The organism is Bradyrhizobium sp. 6(2017), from assembly GCF_011058295.2.
Taxonomy (GTDB): Bacteria; Pseudomonadota; Alphaproteobacteria; order Rhizobiales; family Xanthobacteraceae; genus Bradyrhizobium; species Bradyrhizobium septentrionale.
In genome coordinates, this window is record NZ_CP049289.2 from 8,844,964 (window position 1) to 8,863,936 (window position 18,973).

An 18,973-nucleotide genomic window follows, 5' to 3' on the forward strand; every position below is an offset into this window, starting at 1 on the left:
TTGGCGCGTTAGGGAGCCACCGGCGAAAGGGTTCCCTCCCCCCTTGCGGGGGAGGGCTAGGGAGAGGGGTGCCACACGACGCGCGTTCTCCGCATCTGTCGCGACGACAAGCCAAACGAAATTTGCGCGGGCAATGCGCTCATCGAACGGCTGAGCCCACGGCTTACCCCTCTCCCCAACCCTCCCCCGCAAGGGGGGAGGGAGCCTGACCAACGTGCTCACCTCACCGTCATTCCGGACTGAGCTCAGCGCGCGGCCGTCGGCCGGCTCTTCACGTGATCGATGAAGGCCCGCAGCTTCGGCATGATCTGGCGATGGCCGGGATAATAGAGGAACACGCCCGGCGTGATCGGCGCGAACGGCTCCAGCACGCGGATGAGCTTCTTCTCCTTCACGGCGCCAGTGATCAGCGGTGCCGGCACCTGCGCCAGCCCCACACCTTCGATGGCCGCGCCGACCAGCGTCGGGAAGTCATGGCCGATGAAGGATCCCGATACGGCCAGCTCGATCGAACGCCCCTCGTCGTTCAGCGACCATGGCGCCAGCCCGCCGTTCGATCGCCGCAGCCGCAGGCAGGTGTGTTCGCGCAGATCGTCCGGACGCCTGAGCCGGCCGCGGTGCGCGAGATAGTCCGGACTGCCGACGATGGCAAAGGGGAACGGCTTCGTCAGGCGCACCGCGACCATGTCCGGGTTGATGAACTGGCCCATCCGGATGCCGGCATCAAAACCCTCGGCGGCGATGTCGACCAGTTCCTCGCTGGCGGCGAGCTCGACCTCGATTTCGGGATAGGCCTTGCAAAATGAGGCGATCAGCGGCTCCAGCAGGATCGGCACCACCGAGCGCGGCACGGTGAGACGCAACAGCCCGGCCGGCTTCTGCCCGAGCTCACGCGCCGCCCCGCTTGCGGCGACCAGCTCCTCGAAGGCAGGCCGTGCGCGCGCCAGAAATCGTTCGCCGGCTTCGCTCAGGCCGACGCTGCGGGTGGTGCGGATAAAGAGCACGGCGCCGACCCGAGCCTCGAGCGCGCGCACCGCCTGACTGATCGCCGACGGCGTCACCCCGAGCTCGGCGGCGGCGCGACGAAAACTGCGGTGCTGCGCGACGGCCAGGAACGCCTCGACCCCGTCAAGGGCACCGTGCCGGACTGTGAAGTTCTGCTTCATGGCCCGTCAACATTATCGCGAATAGTCGCACACGGAAAGCGGTCGTACATCGGAGGCACAAGCAGCCGCACCGCGACGCGCGCTGCTCCATTCGACATCACGACATCCGTCGTGAGCGGAGACATGCGACCAATGAAAGCATTCCGTCACACCCTCCTCGCCCTCACCCTCACTTTGACAGGCTTAACCTCCATGACCGCTCCTTCCCTTGCCCAGGCACAAGCCACCTCCACCATCACCACCGGCGTGATGGTCATCCTCACCGTCAAGCCGGGCGTCACCCGCGAACAGGTGATGGCCGTGATGCCGGATGAAATCCGTCAGACCGTGCAGCTCTATCTCAATGGCAAGGTGCGCGAATGGTATTCGAAATCCGACGGGCGCGGCGTCGTCTTTTTGCTCGATGCCAAGGATACCGCCGAGGCGCACGCGATCATGGAGGGCCTGCCGCTCGCCAAGCAGGACCTGATGGACCACGACTACATCGCGGTCGGCCCGCTGCTGCCGCTCCGCCTGCTGTTGGCCAAGCCTTGAGCGTCAAGCCTTGAACGCAAGCCAACCGAACCGGATCGACAATCACCGAGGAAACCGACCGTGCCCCCCAGCTTCAACCTGCCATTCGTCCTCAGCGTCGCCGGCGCCTTCCTGACCAGTGCCGTGGTGGCCGTCATTTATGTCTGGCCCGCGCTCCGCGCGATGCCGCGTTATGACGCGTTGAGACTTCTCGCGACTTTCCATGCGTTCAGGTTTTTAGGCATGAACTTCATGGTGACAGGGTTCGTGTCGCCGCAGCTGAGTGCGGATTTCGCCGGCCAGGTCGGATGGGGCGATCTCATCGCTGCCGCGCTCGCACTGCTTGCCATGACCGCACTGTCCTGGCGCTGGTCGATTGCCATGCCGATGGTGTGGATCTTCAATGTCTGGGGCACGCTGGATCTTCTCAACGCCTACTATATGGGCGTGAAGATCGGCGATCCCGGCCTGTTCGGCGCCGGCATCTATATTCCCGCGCTCTACGTGCCGCTGCTGCTGGTCAGCCATGTCATGGTCTTCATGATCCTGGCGAGGAGCGCATCAGCAGAGGCGCGGGATGGATCGAGCGACGCGGCACCGGTCAACCCATCCGCGGCACGATGATGGGTTTCGCTGCGCTCTACCCATCCTAGTGCTACATCAACATCGTCGTCCCGGCGAAGGCCGGGACCCATACTCCGCAGCGGATGTCGTGGACGGGATCCGTCGTTCCAGTGCCGCGCAATAATGCGCATTCGTGGTTATGGATCCCGGCCTGCGCCGGGACGACAGCGCGCATGTGGCGTGGCCGTCGCGGCACACCTCAAAACGGCAGCGCCACGCCGGTCTTGATCTCCTTCAGGATCACATTGGTGCGGACGTGGCGGATGCCGGGGATGCGGAACATGAACTCGTCCAGGAATCTATTGTAGGCGTCCATGTCGCGCACGACGACGCGCAAATGATAGTCGGCATCGCCCGTGGTCGCGAAGCATTCCAGCACCTCGCGGCGCTGCATCACCCGCGCGACGAACTCGTCGACGAATTTGACGTCGTGCCGCTCCAGCGAAACGTGCAGGATCGCCGACGTCGCAAAGCCCGCCTGCTGGCGCGCGACCAGCGCCGAATAGCCGGAGATGACGCCGGACTCCTCAAGCGCGCGGACCCGGCGCCAGCACGCCGAGGTCGACATGCCGACGGTTTCCGCAAGCTGCTGGTTGGTAGCGCGGCCGTCCTTCTGCAACTCGGCGAGGATTTTTTCGTCTTGCTCTTCAACCATCGGGCAACTCTCGTTTCGGTATAACGTACCGATTTCCTTTCAATTTCGAAATAATCTACCACAATTGGTAATCGTGAAGAATAGATAGGTAAGACCTACCAGGCCCCCAGGCATAGCGTTGTCGGATCAGAAATTGCGATTCCAGGAGGCTCAGTCATGGGCCAGATGCCGCTGCTCGACGCCTATCAGCTGTCCGAGCGCTACAGCCGCGAACGCGGCCGCGTCTTCCTCACCGGCACGCAGGCGATCGTGCGCATCGCGCTCGACCAGATCAGGCGCGACCGCGCCGCAGGCCTCAACACCGCGGGCTTCATCTCCGGCTATCGCGGCTCGCCGCTCGGCGGCGTCGATCTCGAATTGTGGAAGATCGGCGAGCGGCTCAAGCAGAGCCGCATCGAATTTCTGCCCGCGGTCAACGAGGACCTCGCTGCCACCGCGGTGCTCGGCTCGCAGCAGGTCGAGACGCAAAAAGACCGAGAGGTCGATGGCGTGTTCGGGCTGTGGTACGGCAAGGGCCCCGGCATCGATCGCTCCGGCGATGCGCTGAAGCACGGCAATGCCTATGGCTCCTCGCCGCATGGCGGCGTGCTCGTTGTCGCCGGCGACGATCATGGCTGCGTGTCGTCCTCGATGCCGCACCAGTCCGACGTCGCCTTCATGAGCTGGTTCATGCCGACGCTGCATCCGGCCGATGTCGGCGAATATCTCGCATTCGGCGAATATGGCTACGCGCTGAGCCGGTTCTCCGGCATGTGGGTCGGCTTCAAGGCGATCTCGGAGATCGTCGAATCCGGTGCCTCGGTCGAGCTTGCGCCGCCGCGCGTCTTCGCGCAGCCAGAGTTCGTGCCGCCGCCCGGCGGCTTGCATTATCGCTGGCCGGATCTGCCGGGGCCGCAGATCGAGGAGCGGCTGGAGGCCAAGAAGCACGCGGTCTACGCCTTCGCAAAAGCCAATCCGATCGACCGCCGCATCTACGACATCAGAGATGCGACCTACGGCATCGTCACGACAGGCAAGGCGCATCTCGATCTGATGGAGGCGTTGCGGCTGGTCGGCCTCGATGAGGCCGCTTGCCGCCGCTTCGGCATCGACATCTACAAGGTCGGCATGGTGTGGCCGTTGGCGCTGCACGATGCGATGGAGTTCGTGAAGGGCAAGCGCGAGATCCTGGTGGTCGAAGAGAAGCGCGGCATCATCGAGAGCCAGTTCAAGGAATATTTCTACGACTATCCCGGGTCGAAGCCGGAGCGGATGGTCGGCAAGCATGACGAAAACGGCGCGCGGCTGATCTCCTGGATCGGCGAGTTGTCGCCCCGGATGCTGGCGGACGTGCTGGCGCGGCGGCTCGATCCGATGTTCCCGGAGCTGCAACTCGCGCGCCGCGTTGCCGCGCTTGCGCCCGAGCAGGACCGCACGATCGCCGTGCCGGGCGCGACGCGGACGCCGTATTTCTGCTCGGGCTGCCCGCACAACACGTCGACCAAGGTACCCGAGGGCTCGAAGGCCTTGGCCGGCATCGGCTGCCACTTCATGGCGAGCTGGATGGACCGCGAGACCTCGTCGCTGATCCAGATGGGCGGCGAAGGCGTCAACTGGGCGGCGTCGTCGAGATTCACTGGCAATAGCCATGTGTTCCAGAATCTCGGCGAAGGCACCTACTATCACTCGGGCTCGATGGCGATCCGGCAGGCGATCGCCGCGAAGGCCAACATCACCTACAAGATCCTGTTCAACGACGCTGTGGCGATGACCGGCGGCCAGCCGGTCGACGGTCCGGTCAGCGTGCACGCGATCGCGCACTGCGTCCGTGCCGAAGGCGTTTCGCGGATCGCGCTGGTGTCCGATGACCCCGCGCAGTTCTCGCCGGCGGATTTGCCCGAAGGCGTCACCATCCATCCGCGCGAGGAGATGGACGCCGTGCAGCGCGAGCTGCGCGAGATCGCGGGCGTCACCGTGCTGATTTATCAGCAGACCTGCGCCACCGAAAAACGCCGGCGGCGCAAGCGCGGCACGATCACGGATCCCGCGCGTTTCGCCGTCATCAACGACCTCATTTGCGAGGGCTGCGGCGACTGCTCGGTGGAATCCAACTGCCTCAGCGTCGAGCCGAAGCAGACGCCGTTCGGCCGCAAGCGCAAGATCAACCTCTCGACCTGCAACAAGGACTTTTCCTGCCTCAACGGCTTCTGCCCGAGCTTTGTCACCATCGAGGGCGGCAAGCGGCGGGCGAAGGGCGCAAGCGCGATCGATCCGCTCGCGCGTGCCGCTGCGCTGCCCGCGCCGGAGCTTGCGCCGCTCGACAAGCCCTACGATCTGCTGGTGACCGGCGTCGGCGGCACCGGTGTCATCACGGTCGGCGCGCTGATCGCGATGGCCGCGCATCTCGAGGGCCGCGGCGTCTCGGTGCTCGACTTCACCGGCTTCGCGCAGAAGTTCGGCCCCGTGCTGAGCTATCTGCGGCTTGCGGCAGCGCCCGAGGCGCTGCACCAGGTGCGGATCGACCAGGGCGCGGCGGACGCGCTGATCGGCTGCGATCTCGTCGTGAGCTCGTCGGCCAAGGCCTCCGGGACCTATCGCAGGGGCATGCGCGCCGCGGTCAATCTGGCTGAAATGCCGACCGGCGATGTGGTGCGCTTCCGTGACGCCGACCTCGCCTCGCCGGTGCGGCTGCGCGCCATCGAGCGGGTGATCGAATCAGGCAACCTCACCGCGATCGACGCCAATGCGCTGGCCGAGCGGCTGCTCGGCGACAGCGTGTACGCCAACATCATGATGCTCGGCTTCGCCTGGCAGCAAGGCCTGGTGCCGGTCTCGCTCGACGCGCTGACCCGCGCGATCGAGCTCAACGGCGTCGCGGTCGAGCGCAACAAGCAGGCGCTGGCCTGGGGCCGGCTCGCCTTTGCCGATCCGGACTTCTTGCCGAAAGCCGAGAATGCCGACGCCAACGCACCCGAAACGCTGGAGCAAATGATCGCACGGCGCGCCGATTTCCTGCGCGATTACCAGGACGAGGTCTATGCCGCGCGCTATCGCGCGACGGTCGAGCGCGTCCGCCGCGCCGAGGCGGCGCTGGGCAGCGACCGCGAAGGAGGAGCGCCCCCTCTCCCGCTTGCGGGGGAGGGTTGGGGTGGGCGTGTCTCCACGAGTCGTATTGCGGAGAGAGCCCCCACCCGTAACGCATCTATCGATGCGCAAGCGGGAGAGGCGGACCGAGCTCGCGGCGAGGCTAATCTCCCCCTCACCGACGCCGTGGCGCGGTCGCTGTTCAAGCTGATGGCGTACAAGGACGAGTATGAGGTGGCGCGGCTACATATGCAGACGGGCTTCCTCGACGAGCTCAGCAAAGAATTCGATGGCGACTTCACGGTGCAGTACCATCTTGCGCCGCCGTTGCTGCCGGGTCGCCACGATGCGCGGGGACGGCCGCGCAAGCGCGCATTCGGCCAGTGGATCCAGACGCCACTGCGATGGCTCGCGGGCCTGAAAGGGCTGCGCGGCACGCCGCTCGACGTGTTCGGCTACACCGCGGAGCGCCGCGCCGAGCGCGCGCTGATCGGCTGGTATGAGACGTTGATCGATACGATCATCGGCAATCTCGACAAGACCCGCCTGCCCGATCTCGTTGCGATTGCAAAAGCGCCGATGGAGATCCGCGGCTACGGGCCGGTGAAGGACGCCGCGATCGACAAGACCAAGGCGGAAGTCGCGCGGCTGACCGCGCGACTTGTCGCCATCCCACCAGATGCCGGCGACGGCTCAGGCCGCCGCGCTGCGCTTGGCGGGTGATATCAGGCCGACCACGACGGTCGCCGCCACCGCGACCACGATGTTGAGCAAGAGCGCGCCGAGCCCGACATAGAAGCTGTAGCTGGAACCGCCGAGCAAGATGCTGGCGAGCGGCTTCAGCCCGTTGCTCCATGACGTGTACGTGCCCCAGCCGATGCCGGCGGCCCAGCCGAGCAGCAGGCCCTCGGCGCGGAACCAGACGGTGAACAGGCCGAACACCAGCGCCGGCAGCGTCTGCACGATCCAGAGGCCACCGAGCAGTTGCAGGTCGAGCGCATATTGCGTCGGCAGGAACAGGATGAAGGCCAGCGCCCCGACCTTCACCACCAGCGACGTGATCTTGGCCACCGACGCCTCACCGGCATGCGAGATGTCCGGATTGACGTAGGACTTCCAGACATTGCGGGTGAACAGATTGGCGGCGCCGATGCTCATCACCGCCGCCGGCACCAGCGCGCCGATCGCGATCGCCGAGAATGCGAAGCCCGCGAACCATTCCGGGAACAGCGTCTCGAACAAGGTCGGCACCACGTCGTTCGGCGACGTCACCTTGATGCCTGCGGCATAGGCCATGTAGCCGAGCAGCGCGATCAGACCGAGCAACAGCGTATAGGCCGGCAGCAGGATCGCATTCTTGCGGATCGTATCCGCCGACTTCGATGCGAAGATGCCGGTCAGCGTGTGCGGATACATGAAGGCGGCGAGCGCGGAGCCGAGCGCCAGCGTCGCATAGGGCAGATATTGCCCGGGCTTCAGCGTCAGTCCGGTAGCGCCGCCCTTCGCCGTGAAGGCGTCGTTGGCGGCCGAGAACACCGCGCCATAGCCGCCGAGCTTGGTCGGCACCACGATCACCGCCGTCAGCACCACGATGTAGATCATGATGTCCTTGACGAAGGCGATCAGCGCCGGCGCATGCAGGCCGGAGCTGTAAGTATAAAGCGCGAGGATCACGAAGGCCGCAATGATCGGCAATTCGCCGGTCAAGCCCATCGCCTTGATCACGACCTCCATGCCGATCAGCTGCAGCGCGATGTAAGGCATGGTCGCAACCAGGCCGGTCAACGCCACCGCGAGCTCGAGGCTGCGCGAACCGTAGGCGCCGTGGACGACATCCGCGGCGGTGACGTAGCCGTTGGCATGCGCCTTCTTCCACAACACCGGCATCACAGCGAATACGAAGGGATAGACGATGATGGTGTAGGGCAGCGCGAAGAAGCCGTAGGCGCCGACCGCATAGACCAGCGCCGGCACCGCGATCACGGTGTAGGCGGTGTAGAAATCGCCGCCGACCAGGAACCAGGTGATCCAGGTGCCGAACTGGCGGCCGCCGAGGCCCCATTCGTCGAGATGCTCGCTGACCGGGCCGGATTTCCAGCGCGCAGCGAAGAAGCCCATCACGGTGACGAGGGCGAAGAAGAAGATGAAAACGGAAAGCGCCACCCAGGCGATATGATCGGTCATGGCCGTCCCCTCACCGCGTCTCGTCGGCGTCGGGCCGGCGGCTGCGATAGACCAGCCAGATCAACAGCGAGGAGATCGGCACCCAGGCGAGCTGGTACCAGTAGAAGAAGGGAAAGCCGAACAGCGACGGCTCGAGGAAATTATAGAACGGCACCCACAGCAAGCCGATGAACGGCAGCAGCAACAGAATCCACATGGCCTACTCTTTAACGCACGGAATAAGGCGGGAAGTTCCGTTGAATCTCAACGATCCAGGAACCCGTGCGTTGCGTCTAGAATCACGGTTACGGCAATGCGACGCAAAAAGACGTGATCGTCATCTGGCGCATGCCGCCTATTCGGCCTTGATGCCGGCGTCCTTGATCACTTTGCGCCAGCGCGCCTCTTCGCCGGCAAAGTAACGGTCGAGCTCGGCCGGCGGCTGGGCCACCATCACGAGGCCCTCATTGACGCTGAGCCTCTTGAAGGCCTCCGCCTGCACGGCCTTGGCGGCGGATTTGTTCAGGCGGTCGATGATCTCAGGCGGCGTGTTTGCAGGTGCGTAAAGGCCGTACCAGGATTCCGCGGCGTAGCCGGATACGCCGGCTTCCGAGACCGTCGGCAATTGCGGGAACGAGGCCGAACGCTCGGCCGAAGTGACTCCGATCGCACGCAGCTGCCCGGCCTCGACCAGCGACGCGCAGCTTGCCACCGTGGTGAACATCACCTGGATCTGGCGGCCCATCAGGTCAGTGATCGCGGGCGCCGCGCCCTTGTAGGGGACGGTGGTGAGATTGACGGACGCCATGTGCTTGAACAACTCGCCGGCGAGATGCGCCGAGGTGCCGGTGCCATAGGTCCCGTAGGAGAGCTTTTCCGGATCGGCCTTCGCAGCCGCGATCAGGTCGGCAATCGACTTGATCGGCGAAGCCGGATTGACCACGACGACGTTGAACGAGCGCGCCACCAATGCCACGGGCGCAAAGTCCTTGTGCGCGTCATAGGGCAGCTTGCGGTAAAGGCTCGGATTGACGGCGTTGGCGAAGGTCGCCATCAGCAGCGTGTAGCCGTCGGCCGGGCTGGTCGCGACGCTCTGGGTGCCGATGATGGTGCCCGCCCCCGGCTTGTTCTCGATGATGATGGTGACGCCGAGGTCCTTCTGCATCTCCTGCGCCAACGTGCGCGCCACAACATCAGTGCCGCCGCCCGGCGCGAACGGAACCACGATTTTCACGATATGGTCGGGATAGCCGGCGAACGCCGGCACGTGCAGCAGTACAATTGCTGCAAACGCGAACAGAATCGATGTGAGGAGACGAAGCGGCATGGCAGGCCCCGGCGCGAGTGAGGCGACCTTCATACACGGTGGCGCCATGCAAGGGATGCCGGGTGGTCATGACGCGCTATTAGTCCCGTGATCCTGAGGAGCGCGTAGCGCGTCTCGAAGGATGCACGGCCACAGCCGGGCCGTCGATCCTTCGAGACGCGCGCAAGTGCGCGCTCCTCGGGATGACGGAGATAGATTTGCGTGCGCGGTTCTCTCCACGCGGCTCACGAATACGGATTGATCAGCTTCTGCTGCTCGGTGGCGTGATGCACCAGGAGGTCGATGAAAGTGCGGACCTTGGCCGAGAGATGATGGCGGTGCGGATAGACCGCGTTCATGGTCAGCTCGACCGGCCGGTACTCCGGCAACAGCCGCACCAATTCGCCTGACTCCAGCTCGTCGCGCACCAGGAAACCGGCCGCGAGAAAGACGCCGACGCCGGCCAGCGCCGCGAGCTTCAGCGTCTCGCCGCTGTTGGAGATCAGATTGCCGGAGACCCGCACCGCGGCCGGCGTGCCCTTGCGGTCGGTGAAGTGCCAATCATCGCCATAGGGATAGTTGGCGTGGCGCATGCAGTTGCGCGCGGAGAGATCGGCAAGCTGCTCGGGCTTGCCGTGCTGCGCGATATAGCCGTGCGAGCAGCACAGCACATGGCGCCAGGTCGCGATGGTACGAACGATCAGGCTGGAGTCCGGCGGCTGGATCATCTGCACCGCGAGATCGAAATTCTCGTCGATCAGATCGGCAGTGCGCTCGCCGATCGTGAGGTCGACCTTGACCTCGGGATAGGTCGCGAGGAACTCGGCGACCGCGGGCGACAGGAACTGCACCAGATGGGTGTTGGTGAAGATGCGCAGCGTGCCGCGCGGCACCGATTGCTGCGCACTGGCGACTTCATCGGCCTGCTCGATATCGGCGAGGATCTGGACGCAGCGGTCGTAATAGGCCTGGCCGATTTCGGTGAGGCTGACCTTGCGCGTGGTGCGGTTGAGCAGCCGCGCGCCGAGCCGATCCTCCAGCGACTGCACATGGTTGCTCACCATGGTGGTGGACATGTTGAGCTTGCGGCCGGCCGCCGAGAAGCCGCCGGAATCCACGACCCGGACGAAGGCGGTCAGGCTGGTCAGGCGATCCATGCGGCAGGTCCGGATTATCAGCGCCGGCTTGATAATGCTTCCAGTTTTATCGGGATTATCACAGCGGGGAGGATATTGCATCTGAGGGGCCTGGCAGGCGCCCTTTCTGGAAGGACGCAGATTTCGACCAGGAGGACGCCATGTCGACCACCACCTATATCCCTGAAGAATCAGCTAAAATTCGTCTTCTCCCGTCCCGCAAGGCGATCAAGCGGGTGGCGCTCGGCCTCGCCGCGGGACTGGGCATCATCGCCGCCGCCGACTTCGGCTACGACTACCTCACCACCGGCCGCTACCTCGAATCGACCGACGACGCCTATGTGAAGGCGGACTCCACGATCATCGCGCCGAAAGTGCCGGGCTACATCGCCCGCGTGCTGGTCACCGACAACCAGCCGGTGAAGGCCGGCCAGCTGCTGGCCCAGATCGACGATCGCGACTACCGCACGGCGCTCGGCCAGGCCAAGGCCGATGTCGACGCCGCCGACGCCTCGGTGCGCAACCTCGATGCCCAGCTCGAGCTGCAGCAGCCGATCATCGACCAGAGCACCGCCGACGTCGAAGCCGCCGAGGCCAATCTGAAATTCGCGCAGGAAGAACAGACCCGCTACGACGGGCTGATGAAGTCCGGCTCCGGCACCATTCAACGCGCGCAGCAGACCGACGCGGCGCTGCGCGCCAACACCGCGCAGTTGCAGCACGCCAAGTCGGCGTTGTCGGCGGCGCAGCGCAAGGTCGAGGTGCTGACCACGCAGCGCGCCCAGGCCGTCGCGCAGGCCGACCGCGCCCGCGCGGTCGAGCAGCAGGCTGAGCTGAACCTGTCCTACGCGCGGATCACCGCGCCGGTCGACGGCACGGTCGGCGCCCGCACGCTCCGCGTCGGGCAATATGTGCAGGCCGGCACGCAGCTGATGGCGGTGGTGCCGCTCGATGCGGTCTATGTGGTCGCCAATTTCAAGGAGACGCAGCTGACCAATGTGCGCAACGGCCAGCCGGTCGAGCTCACCGTGGACAGCTTCCACGGCACCACGCTGAAGGGCCATGTCGACAGCCTGTCGCCGGCCAGCGGTCTCGAATTCGCGCTGCTGCCGCCCGATAACGCCACCGGCAATTTCACCAAGATCGTGCAGCGCGTGCCGGTCAAGATCGTGCTCGACGACCGCAGCCTCACCGGCCTGCTGCGGCCGGGCATGTCGGCGATCCCGACCGTCAACACCAAGGCGACCGTGCTGGCCGAGCGCGAAGAGAAGCGGCGGCTGGCATCAGTGACGCGGCCGAGTGGCGGATAGCGCATAACGTCTCCTCGACTGGCTTATCGCGATCGATCACCCACTCGGTGGTCGGTCGCGCTTCCTGTCTGCTTTCTGCTGCGTCTCTTCTCGTCGTGCCGCGATCACCGGCGACAGGGCTCCCTCCCCCCTTGCGGGGGAGGGTTGGGGAGAGGGGTGCCGCTTGCGCTGACGTCGGACGGATTGCGACTGCCGCTAGTAACGCGTCGGCAGAATTGAATCAGTTCGCGTAGCCTCTGGCACCAATGCCCGGGGCACCCCTCTCCCCACCCTACCCCACAAGGGGGGAGGGAGCCTGAGAGGCGTGCTCACCTCACGATTGAAGGAGCTTGCTCATCCGACGCCGCCATCAGGCCCCGCTCGTCACGCACGCGATTATCAACGTCGGCCGGACAATCCTTCCATTCCTTCCTCGATTATCGAAACCGGCTGCCTAATGCATCTTACCTGGGTCAGCCAGGGAAGACTCCGATGACCGCGCTCCAGCCCACCGCCAATACAGCCGACGCTGCTACCCACACCGCCCCCGCCACGCCGGCAACGCCTGCGATCCCCACGAAAACCTGGATCGCGGTGATCGGCGCCACGCTCGGGGCGTTCATGGCGGTGCTCAACATCCAGATCGTCAACGCCTCGCTTGCCGACGTGCAGGGCGCGATCGGCGCCGGGATCGACGATGGCGGCTGGATCTCGACCTCTTATCTGATCGCCGAGATCGTGGTGATCCCGCTCTCCGGCTGGCTCGCGCAGGTGTTTTCGGTGCGCATCTATCTGCTCACCAATGCGGTTCTGTTCCTGGTGTTCTCCGCGGCGTGTGCGCTGGCGCAAGACCTGCCGCAGATGATCGCGCTGCGCGCCATCCAGGGTTTTACCGGCGGCGTACTGATCCCGATGGCGTTCACGCTGATCATCACGCTGCTGCCGAAGGCCAAGCAGCCGATCGGGCTTGCGCTGTTCGCGCTGTCGGCGACGTTCGCGCCCGCGATCGGCCCGACCATCGGCGGCTATCTCACCGAAAATTGGGGCTGGCAGTACATCTTCTATGTCAACCTCGTGCCCGGCGCCGTGATGATCGCGATGCTGTACGTCTCGCTCGATCCGAGCCCGATGAAGCTGTCGCTGATCCGCCAGGGCGACTGGCTCGGCATCATCACCATGGCGATCGGGCTTGCCGCGCTGCAGACCGTGCTGGAAGAAGGCAACAAGGACGACTGGTTCGGCTCGCCCTTCATCGTCCGCCTGTCGGTGATCGCCGCCGTCTCGCTGGTCGCGTTCCTGATCGTCGAATTCACCGTCGAGAAGCCGCTGCTCAACCTGCGCCTACTCGCCCGCCGCAATTTCGGCTTCGGCATGCTGGCCAACTTCCTGCTCGGCATCGCGCTGTACGGCTCGGTGTTCATCCTGCCGCAGTATCTGGCGCGCATCCAGGGCTACAACGCCGAGCAGATCGGCATGGTGCTGGCCTGGACCGGCCTGCCGCAGCTGCTGCTGATCCCGCTGGTGCCGCGGCTGATGCAGCGCTTCGATCCCCGCATCATCATCGGCATCGGTTTTGCGGTCTTCGCCGGCTCCAACTTCATGAACATCTTCATGACCAACGATTACGCCACCGATCAGCTGTTCTGGCCCAACGTGGTCCGCGCCATCGGCCAGGCCCTGGTGATGGCTCCGCTGTCGGCGGTCGCGACCGCGGGCATCGAGATGGAGAACGCCGGTTCCGCCTCCGCCCTGTTCAACATGATGCGGAACCTCGGCGGCGCCGTCGGCATTGCGGTGCTGCAGACGCTCTTGACCAAGCGCGAGCAGTATCACTCCAATGTCCTGATGCAGTCCGTCTCGCTGCTGGAGCAGGCCACCCGCACCCGGATCGAGCAGATGACGCAGTATTTCATGAATCACGGCGTCGCCGATCAGGCCACCGCCGCCCACCGTGCCATCGCCGCGATCGGCGGTGTGGTGCAGAAGCAGGCCTACATCCTCGCCTTCAGCGACACCTTCTATCTGCTCGGCGTGGCGCTGATCATAGCGCTGGCGGCGACGTTGGTCCTGAAGAAGCCCGGCCAGCTCGGCGGCGGCGGCGCGCACTAGATTTCATCCCCCCAACCCCAACCAAGGAGAACGACCATGAAGCCCCGCATGAATTTCTACCAGGCCGCACCCGAGACGATCAAAGCGCTGGTCGCGGTGGAAACCCAGATCACTGCGAGCGGTCTCGAGCAATCGCTGATCGAACTGGTCAAGACCCGCGCCTCGCAGATCAACGGCTGTGCCTACTGCATCAACATGCACACCGAGGACGCCCGCAAGCACGGCGAGACCGAGCAGCGGCTCTATCTGCTCAACGCCTGGCGTGAGTCCCCGCTCTACTCCGAGCGCGAGCGCGCGGCGCTGGCGTGGACCGAAGCGCTGACGCTGGTATCGGAAACGCACGCGCCCGACGCCGATTATGAAGCGGTGCGCGCGCAGTTCTCGGACAGCGAGCTCGTCAACCTGACCACGCTGATCGGCGCCATCAACGCCTGGAACCGGATCGCGATCGGCTTCCGCGCGGTGCATCCGGTGAAGGTGAAGGTCGCGGCGTAACACAACAGGACCGTAGGGTGGGTTAGCCGAAGGCGTAACCCACCATTCTCTCCGCGGAGAGCAAAGTCGGTGGGTTACGCTGCGCTAACCCACCCTACGCACCAACGTTGCGGCAGGACCGGCTTAAACCGCCGTCGCCCTGGCGAAATCGACATAGATCTCGCGCAGGCGGTCGGTGATCGGGCCGACCTTGCCGGTGCCGACCTTCTTGCCGTCGATCGCGACCACGCCCTGCACGAACACCGAGGCGCTGGTGATGAAGGCTTCCTTGGCGGCGAGTGCTTCCTCGACCGTGAAGGCGCGTTCCTCGATGCGCAGCTGGCGCTCCTCGGCGAGCTTGACCACCGCCTTGCGGGTGCAGCCGGGCAGGATCTCGTTGCCGTTCTGCCGGGTCACGATGACGTCGTCCTGGGTGACGATGAAGGACGAGGACGAGCCGCCCTCGGTGACCTTGCCGTCTTCGATCATCCAGGCTTCGCCGGCGCCGGCCGCGGCCGCGGCCTGCTTGGCCAGCACCTGCGCCAGCAGCGCCACGCTCTTGATGTCGCGCCGCTCCCAGCGGATGTCGGGCACCGTGATGACGTTGATGCCGGTCTTGGCCGAAGGCGCGTTGATGATGTCCTTTTCCGAGGTGAACATCACCAGCGTCGGCTTGACGTCCGCCTTCGGGAACGGGAAGTCGCGTCCCTTGTCTGCGCCGCGGGTGACCTCGAGATAGACCATGCCGTTGACGAGGTTATTGCGCGCAACGAGTTCTTTCTGGATCGCCTCGATCCGCTCCAGCGTCTCCGGCAGCGCGAGCTGGATCTCGCCGACCGAACGCTTGAGCCGCGCCAGATGCGAGGCGTTGTCGATCAGCTTGCCCTCGAGCACCGCGGCCACCTCGTAGATGCCGTCGGCAAACAGGAATCCGCGGTCGAATACCGAGACCTTGGCCTCGGAATGCGGCACGAACGAACCGTTGACGTAAGCGATCTTTTCCACGCGAGTTCTCCTGCGGACGAAGGACTAGTTTCAGGCCTTCGTATACGCAAATTGTTAACGGGGATAAACCCCGGCCGCCGTCATTCCGGGGCACGCCGTCAGGCGTGAGCCCGGAATCCATAACCACCATCGTGAGTATGGATTCCGGGCCTGCGCCCCAGCGGGCGCATCCCGGAATGACGATGTGGATGGGTCAGCGCCTCAGTGCTGCAAGATCTTCGACAAGAACTTCTGCGCGCGGTCGCTGCGGGGCTTGCCGAAGAAGTCGGCCTTCTTGGCGTCCTCGACGATCTCGCCGCGGTCCATGAAGATGACGCGGTCGGCGACCTTGTTGGCAAAACCCATTTCGTGGGTCACGACCATCATGGTCATGCCCTCGCGGGCGAGGTCGACCATCACGTCGAGCACTTCGCTGATCATCTCGGGGTCGAGCGCTGAGGTCGGCTCGTCGAACAGCATCGCGATCGGGTTCATCGCAAGCGCGCGCGCGATCGCGACCCGCTGCTGCTGGCCGCCGGACAATTCGGCGGGGAATTTCTTGGCGTGATCCTTAAGCCCGACGCGATCGAGCAGCTTCATGCCGGTGACCACGGCGTCGTCATGCTTGCGGCCCAGCACCTTCTCCTGCGCGAGGCAGAGATTATCGAGGATCCGCAAATGCGGAAACAGCTCGAAGTGCTGGAACACCATGCCGACGCGCGAGCGCAGCTTCGGCAAATCGGTCTTGGGGTCGTTGACCTTGATGCCGTCGAGGATGATGTCGCCGCCCTGGATCGGCTCCAGCGCGTTGACGCATTTGATCAGGGTCGACTTGCCCGAACCGGACGGGCCGCAGACCACCACCACCTCGCCCTTGGCGACGCTGGTGGTGCAGTCCTTCAGCGCCTGGAAGCTCGGCCCGTACCATTTGTTGACGTGATTGATCTCGATCATGATGGCTCAACTTGTTTGTTCAGCGAACAATGGCAATACGCGCCTGCAGGCGGCGGACGAAGAAGGACGCGACACAGGAAACGACGAAGTAGACCAGCGCGGCGAACAGGTACATTTCGACCAGACGGCCGTCGCGCTGCGCAACCTTGCTGGCGGCGCCGAGGAAATCCGGGATCGACAGCACGTAGACCAGCGAAGTGTCCTGGAACAGCACGATGGTCTGCGTCAGCAGCACCGGCAGCATGTTGCGGAATGCCTGCGGCAGCACGACGTAGCGCATGGTCTGGCTGTAGGTCAGACCGAGCGCGTTGGCGGCGGCCGGCTGGCCGCGCGAGATGGACTGGATGCCGGCGCGCATGATCTCGGAGAAATAGGCCGCCTCGAAGATGATGAAGGTGATCAGCGAGGAGGCGAAGGCGCCGACCGTGATCGGCCGCGACGCACCGGTCACCCACTGCCCGATATAGGGGACGAGGAAGTAGAACCAGAAGATCACCAGCACCAGCGGCAGCGAGCGGATGAAGTCGACATAGAAGCCGGCGATGCGCCCGAGTACCTTGTAGCTCGACAAACGCATCAAGGCGATCAGCGTGCCGAACACGAGGCCGCCGAACGCGGCGAGCGCCGTCAGGGTCAACGTGAAGCGCATGCCCTCGAAAAAGAGATAGGGCAGCGAGCGGCGGATGACGTCGAAATCGAAACTGCCGAGCATCGTCATTTCCCCGCGATGTAGCCGGGGATCGCGACGTAGCGCTCGAGGAAGCGCATCGCGGTCACCACGACGAAATTGAGGAGAAGATAGAGCACGGTGGCCGCCGTGAAGGCCTCGAACACCTGGAAGGAAAATTCCTGCATCGAACGCGCCTGGCCGGTCAGCTCGATCAGGCCGATGGTGATGGCGACCGCGCTGTTCTTGATGGTGTTGAGGAATTCAGAGGTCAGCGGCGGCAGGATGATGCGGAACGCCATCGGCAGCAGCACGTAGCGATAGGTCTGCAGCGTGGTGAGACCCAGCGCCGTTGCGGCCTGCTTCTGGCCACGCGGCAGCGAGCCGATGCCGGCCTGCAATTGCACGGCAACGCGCGCCGACATGAAGAAGCCGACACCGATCGCGGCGGTCCAGAACGGTGCATTCGGCATCTGCTTCATCCAGAGCCCGGCCGCCCGCGGCAGCAGCTCGGGCAGCACGAAGAACCACAGGAACAGCTGCACCAAGAGCGGCATGTTGCGGAAGAACTCGACCCAGCAGAAGCCGATCCACGACGCCGTCTTCGACGGCAATGTGCGAAGCACGCCGACCACGGAGCCGAACACCAGCGCGATGATCCAGGCGAGCACCGACACCTTGATGGTGACCACCAGTCCCGCCAGCAACATGTCGAGATAGGTGCCGGTCCCCATCGGGTTCGGCTCGAGAAAGATGTGCCAGTTCCAATTGTAGTTCACAGGTCCCCCGCGCTCCCGCGCCAATCACGGATTACGCCGACATCACGCGCGGCGTCTACGTCGCGCTTGGCGACTATGCAAATGTCCGGCCATTCTCCTCCAAAAATGGCCGGACATACTTAACTCTCAGGACCCGCCGCCGAGAGGCGACGGGTCAAACGCAGCATTACGATCAGTTGACCAGATACGCATCCGGATCGGGTGAGTCCGACGGCTTGGTGAACTGCTTCTTCAGCTCCGGCCCGAGCGGCACGTTGAGGTTCAGGCCCTTCGGCGGGATCTTCTGGTTGAACCACTTGGCGTAGATCTTCTCACCCTCGGCGCTGGTGTAGAGCGCGGCGGTGGCGGCGTCGACGACCTTCTTGAACTGCGCGTCATCCTTGCGCAGCATGATGCCGTAGGGCTCCGGCTTGGAGAACGCGTCCTTGGAGATGACGTAGTCGTCCGGCGACTTCGAGCCGGCGACCAGGCTCGCGAGCAGGATGTCGTCCATCACGAAGGCCACGGCGCGATCGGTCTCGACCATCAGGAAGGCCTCGGCATGATCCTTGGCCGGGATGATGTTGACGCTCAGCCCGCGCGCGAGGTTGGCCTCGGTGAGCTGCTTGATGTTGGTGGTGCCGGCGGTCGAGACCACCGTCTTGCCCTTCAGATCGTCGATCGAATTAATCTTGCTCGCCTTCTTGGTGACGTAGCGGCTCGCGGTCAGGAAGTGCGAGTTGGTGAAGGCGACCTGCTTCTGGCGCTCGGCATTGTTGGTGGTCGAGCCGCATTCGAGATCGACGGTGCCGTTGGCCATCAGCGGAATGCGCGTCGCCGAGGTCACCGGGTTGAGCTTGACCTCGAGCTTGTCGAGCTTCAGCTCCTTCTTCACGGCATCGACGATCTTGTAGCAGATGTCCATGGCGTAGCCGACCGGCTTCTGGTTGTCGTCGAGATAGGAGAACGGAATCGAGGAATCGCGGTAGCCGAGCGTGATGGCGCCGGTGTCCTTGATGTTCTTCAGCGTTCCGGTCAGCTCCTGGGCCTGCGCCTGGCTCGCGCCGAGCGCAGCGGCGAGCGCGAAGCCGATGAGATATTTGGATGTCATA

General features: G+C 64.5%; 17 protein-coding genes. 6 read left to right on the top strand and 11 right to left on the bottom strand.

Translation table 11 applies throughout. The features are described 5' to 3' along the window. Positions 1 to 245 precede the first annotated feature (245 nt). Positions 246 to 1,166 carry a LysR family transcriptional regulator gene (locus G6P99_RS41965; protein WP_029079292.1) on the bottom strand — a complete coding sequence of 307 codons (921 nt, stop codon included), beginning with the start codon at positions 1,164 to 1,166 and terminating at the stop codon, positions 246 to 248. 132 nt (positions 1,167 to 1,298) lie between these two features. Between G6P99_RS41965 and G6P99_RS41970 the strand changes: the two genes are divergently transcribed. Further along, positions 1,299 to 1,700, top strand: coding sequence for a hypothetical protein (locus G6P99_RS41970; RefSeq protein WP_245284569.1), 402 nt, complete (start codon positions 1,299 to 1,301; stop codon positions 1,698 to 1,700). A 60-nt stretch (positions 1,701 to 1,760) separates the two neighbouring features. Beyond that, entirely contained in the window at positions 1,761 to 2,303 is a 543-nt protein-coding gene (locus tag G6P99_RS41975; protein WP_165126342.1) for a hypothetical protein, read from the top strand. Positions 2,304 to 2,502: 199 nt separating this feature from the next. On the opposite strand, the gene G6P99_RS41980 is transcribed toward G6P99_RS41975, so the two are convergent. After that, the gene (locus G6P99_RS41980; RefSeq protein WP_029079294.1) at positions 2,503 to 2,958 is read right to left on the bottom strand and encodes an Lrp/AsnC family transcriptional regulator; all 456 of its coding nucleotides are present in this window, start codon (positions 2,956 to 2,958) and stop codon (positions 2,503 to 2,505) included. 156 nt (positions 2,959 to 3,114) lie between these two features. On the opposite strand from G6P99_RS41980, the gene G6P99_RS41985 reads away from it, so the two are divergent. Continuing rightward, positions 3,115 to 6,744, top strand: coding sequence for an indolepyruvate ferredoxin oxidoreductase family protein (locus G6P99_RS41985; protein WP_165126345.1), 3,630 nt, complete (start codon positions 3,115 to 3,117; stop codon positions 6,742 to 6,744). On the opposite strand, the gene mctP is transcribed toward G6P99_RS41985, so the two are convergent. From mctP to G6P99_RS42005, 4 genes are all read right to left on the bottom strand, one after another. Beyond that, complete coding sequence (mctP, locus tag G6P99_RS41990; RefSeq protein ID WP_165126348.1) at positions 6,715 to 8,205, bottom strand: monocarboxylate uptake permease MctP; 1,491 nt, start codon at positions 8,203 to 8,205, stop codon at positions 6,715 to 6,717. The genes G6P99_RS41985 and mctP overlap by 30 nt on opposite strands. Before the next feature lie 10 nt (positions 8,206 to 8,215). Continuing rightward, the gene (locus G6P99_RS41995) at positions 8,216 to 8,401 is read right to left on the bottom strand and encodes a DUF3311 domain-containing protein (protein ID WP_029079297.1); all 186 of its coding nucleotides are present in this window, start codon (positions 8,399 to 8,401) and stop codon (positions 8,216 to 8,218) included. Positions 8,402 to 8,539: 138 nt separating this feature from the next. Then, positions 8,540 to 9,511 carry a Bug family tripartite tricarboxylate transporter substrate binding protein gene (locus tag G6P99_RS42000; RefSeq protein ID WP_165126351.1) on the bottom strand — a complete coding sequence of 324 codons (972 nt, stop codon included), beginning with the start codon at positions 9,509 to 9,511 and terminating at the stop codon, positions 8,540 to 8,542. Positions 9,512 to 9,735: 224 nt separating this feature from the next. Next, positions 9,736 to 10,647, bottom strand: a complete 912-nt coding sequence (locus tag G6P99_RS42005) for a LysR family transcriptional regulator (protein WP_029079318.1) — start codon at positions 10,645 to 10,647, stop codon at positions 9,736 to 9,738. 140 nt (positions 10,648 to 10,787) lie between these two features. On the opposite strand from G6P99_RS42005, the gene G6P99_RS42010 reads away from it, so the two are divergent. The 3 genes from G6P99_RS42010 to G6P99_RS42020 all read left to right on the top strand — a co-directional run bounded on the left by G6P99_RS42010 (position 10,788) and on the right by G6P99_RS42020 (position 14,519). Further along, positions 10,788 to 11,936 (top strand): HlyD family secretion protein, encoded by a 1,149-nt coding sequence (locus tag G6P99_RS42010; RefSeq protein WP_165126354.1) that lies wholly within the window; start codon positions 10,788 to 10,790, stop codon positions 11,934 to 11,936. Positions 11,937 to 12,407: 471 nt separating this feature from the next. Then, entirely contained in the window at positions 12,408 to 14,024 is a 1,617-nt protein-coding gene (locus G6P99_RS42015) for an MDR family MFS transporter (RefSeq protein ID WP_029079320.1), read from the top strand. 36 nt (positions 14,025 to 14,060) lie between these two features. Beyond that, positions 14,061 to 14,519 carry a carboxymuconolactone decarboxylase family protein gene (locus G6P99_RS42020; protein ID WP_029079321.1) on the top strand — a complete coding sequence of 153 codons (459 nt, stop codon included), beginning with the start codon at positions 14,061 to 14,063 and terminating at the stop codon, positions 14,517 to 14,519. A 123-nt stretch (positions 14,520 to 14,642) separates the two neighbouring features. Here G6P99_RS42020 and G6P99_RS42025 read toward each other — a convergent pair whose 3' ends face one another. The 5 genes from G6P99_RS42025 to G6P99_RS42045 form a co-directional block, all read right to left on the bottom strand. Continuing rightward, on the bottom strand, positions 14,643 to 15,503 hold the full coding sequence (locus tag G6P99_RS42025) for a D-amino-acid transaminase (protein ID WP_029079322.1): 861 nt from the start codon (positions 15,501 to 15,503) through the stop codon (positions 14,643 to 14,645). A gap of 201 nt (positions 15,504 to 15,704) precedes the next feature. Continuing rightward, positions 15,705 to 16,436, bottom strand: coding sequence for an amino acid ABC transporter ATP-binding protein (locus G6P99_RS42030; RefSeq protein WP_029079323.1), 732 nt, complete (start codon positions 16,434 to 16,436; stop codon positions 15,705 to 15,707). A 19-nt stretch (positions 16,437 to 16,455) separates the two neighbouring features. Further along, positions 16,456 to 17,148 carry an amino acid ABC transporter permease gene (locus G6P99_RS42035; protein ID WP_029079324.1) on the bottom strand — a complete coding sequence of 231 codons (693 nt, stop codon included), beginning with the start codon at positions 17,146 to 17,148 and terminating at the stop codon, positions 16,456 to 16,458. Positions 17,149 to 17,150: 2 nt separating this feature from the next. Then, positions 17,151 to 17,882 carry an amino acid ABC transporter permease gene (locus tag G6P99_RS42040; protein WP_029079325.1) on the bottom strand — a complete coding sequence of 244 codons (732 nt, stop codon included), beginning with the start codon at positions 17,880 to 17,882 and terminating at the stop codon, positions 17,151 to 17,153. A 172-nt stretch (positions 17,883 to 18,054) separates the two neighbouring features. Next, the gene (locus G6P99_RS42045) at positions 18,055 to 18,972 is read right to left on the bottom strand and encodes an amino acid ABC transporter substrate-binding protein (protein WP_029079326.1); all 918 of its coding nucleotides are present in this window, start codon (positions 18,970 to 18,972) and stop codon (positions 18,055 to 18,057) included. Between the last annotated feature and the right edge of the window lies 1 nt (position 18,973).

Excerpts from the sequence above, each read along its gene's own strand:
- G6P99_RS41965 (WP_029079292.1), bottom strand. The coding sequence starts at position 1,166 with ATGAAGCAGAACTTCACAGTCCGGCACGGTGCCCTTGACGGGGTCGAG.
- G6P99_RS41970 (WP_245284569.1), top strand. The coding sequence starts at position 1,299 with ATGAAAGCATTCCGTCACACCCTCCTCGCCCTCACCCTCACTTTGACA.
- G6P99_RS41980 (WP_029079294.1), bottom strand. The coding sequence starts at position 2,958 with ATGGTTGAAGAGCAAGACGAAAAAATCCTCGCCGAGTTGCAGAAGGAC.
- G6P99_RS41985 (WP_165126345.1), top strand. The coding sequence starts at position 3,115 with ATGGGCCAGATGCCGCTGCTCGACGCCTATCAGCTGTCCGAGCGCTAC.
- mctP (WP_165126348.1), bottom strand. The coding sequence starts at position 8,205 with ATGACCGATCATATCGCCTGGGTGGCGCTTTCCGTTTTCATCTTCTTC.
- G6P99_RS41995 (WP_029079297.1), bottom strand. The coding sequence starts at position 8,401 with ATGTGGATTCTGTTGCTGCTGCCGTTCATCGGCTTGCTGTGGGTGCCG.
- G6P99_RS42000 (WP_165126351.1), bottom strand. The coding sequence starts at position 9,511 with ATGCCGCTTCGTCTCCTCACATCGATTCTGTTCGCGTTTGCAGCAATT.
- G6P99_RS42005 (WP_029079318.1), bottom strand. The coding sequence starts at position 10,647 with ATGGATCGCCTGACCAGCCTGACCGCCTTCGTCCGGGTCGTGGATTCC.
- G6P99_RS42010 (WP_165126354.1), top strand. The coding sequence starts at position 10,788 with ATGTCGACCACCACCTATATCCCTGAAGAATCAGCTAAAATTCGTCTT.
- G6P99_RS42015 (WP_029079320.1), top strand. The coding sequence starts at position 12,408 with ATGACCGCGCTCCAGCCCACCGCCAATACAGCCGACGCTGCTACCCAC.
- G6P99_RS42020 (WP_029079321.1), top strand. The coding sequence starts at position 14,061 with ATGAAGCCCCGCATGAATTTCTACCAGGCCGCACCCGAGACGATCAAA.
- G6P99_RS42030 (WP_029079323.1), bottom strand. The coding sequence starts at position 16,436 with ATGATCGAGATCAATCACGTCAACAAATGGTACGGGCCGAGCTTCCAG.
- G6P99_RS42035 (WP_029079324.1), bottom strand. The coding sequence starts at position 17,148 with ATGCTCGGCAGTTTCGATTTCGACGTCATCCGCCGCTCGCTGCCCTAT.
- G6P99_RS42045 (WP_029079326.1), bottom strand. The coding sequence starts at position 18,972 with ATGACATCCAAATATCTCATCGGCTTCGCGCTCGCCGCTGCGCTCGGC.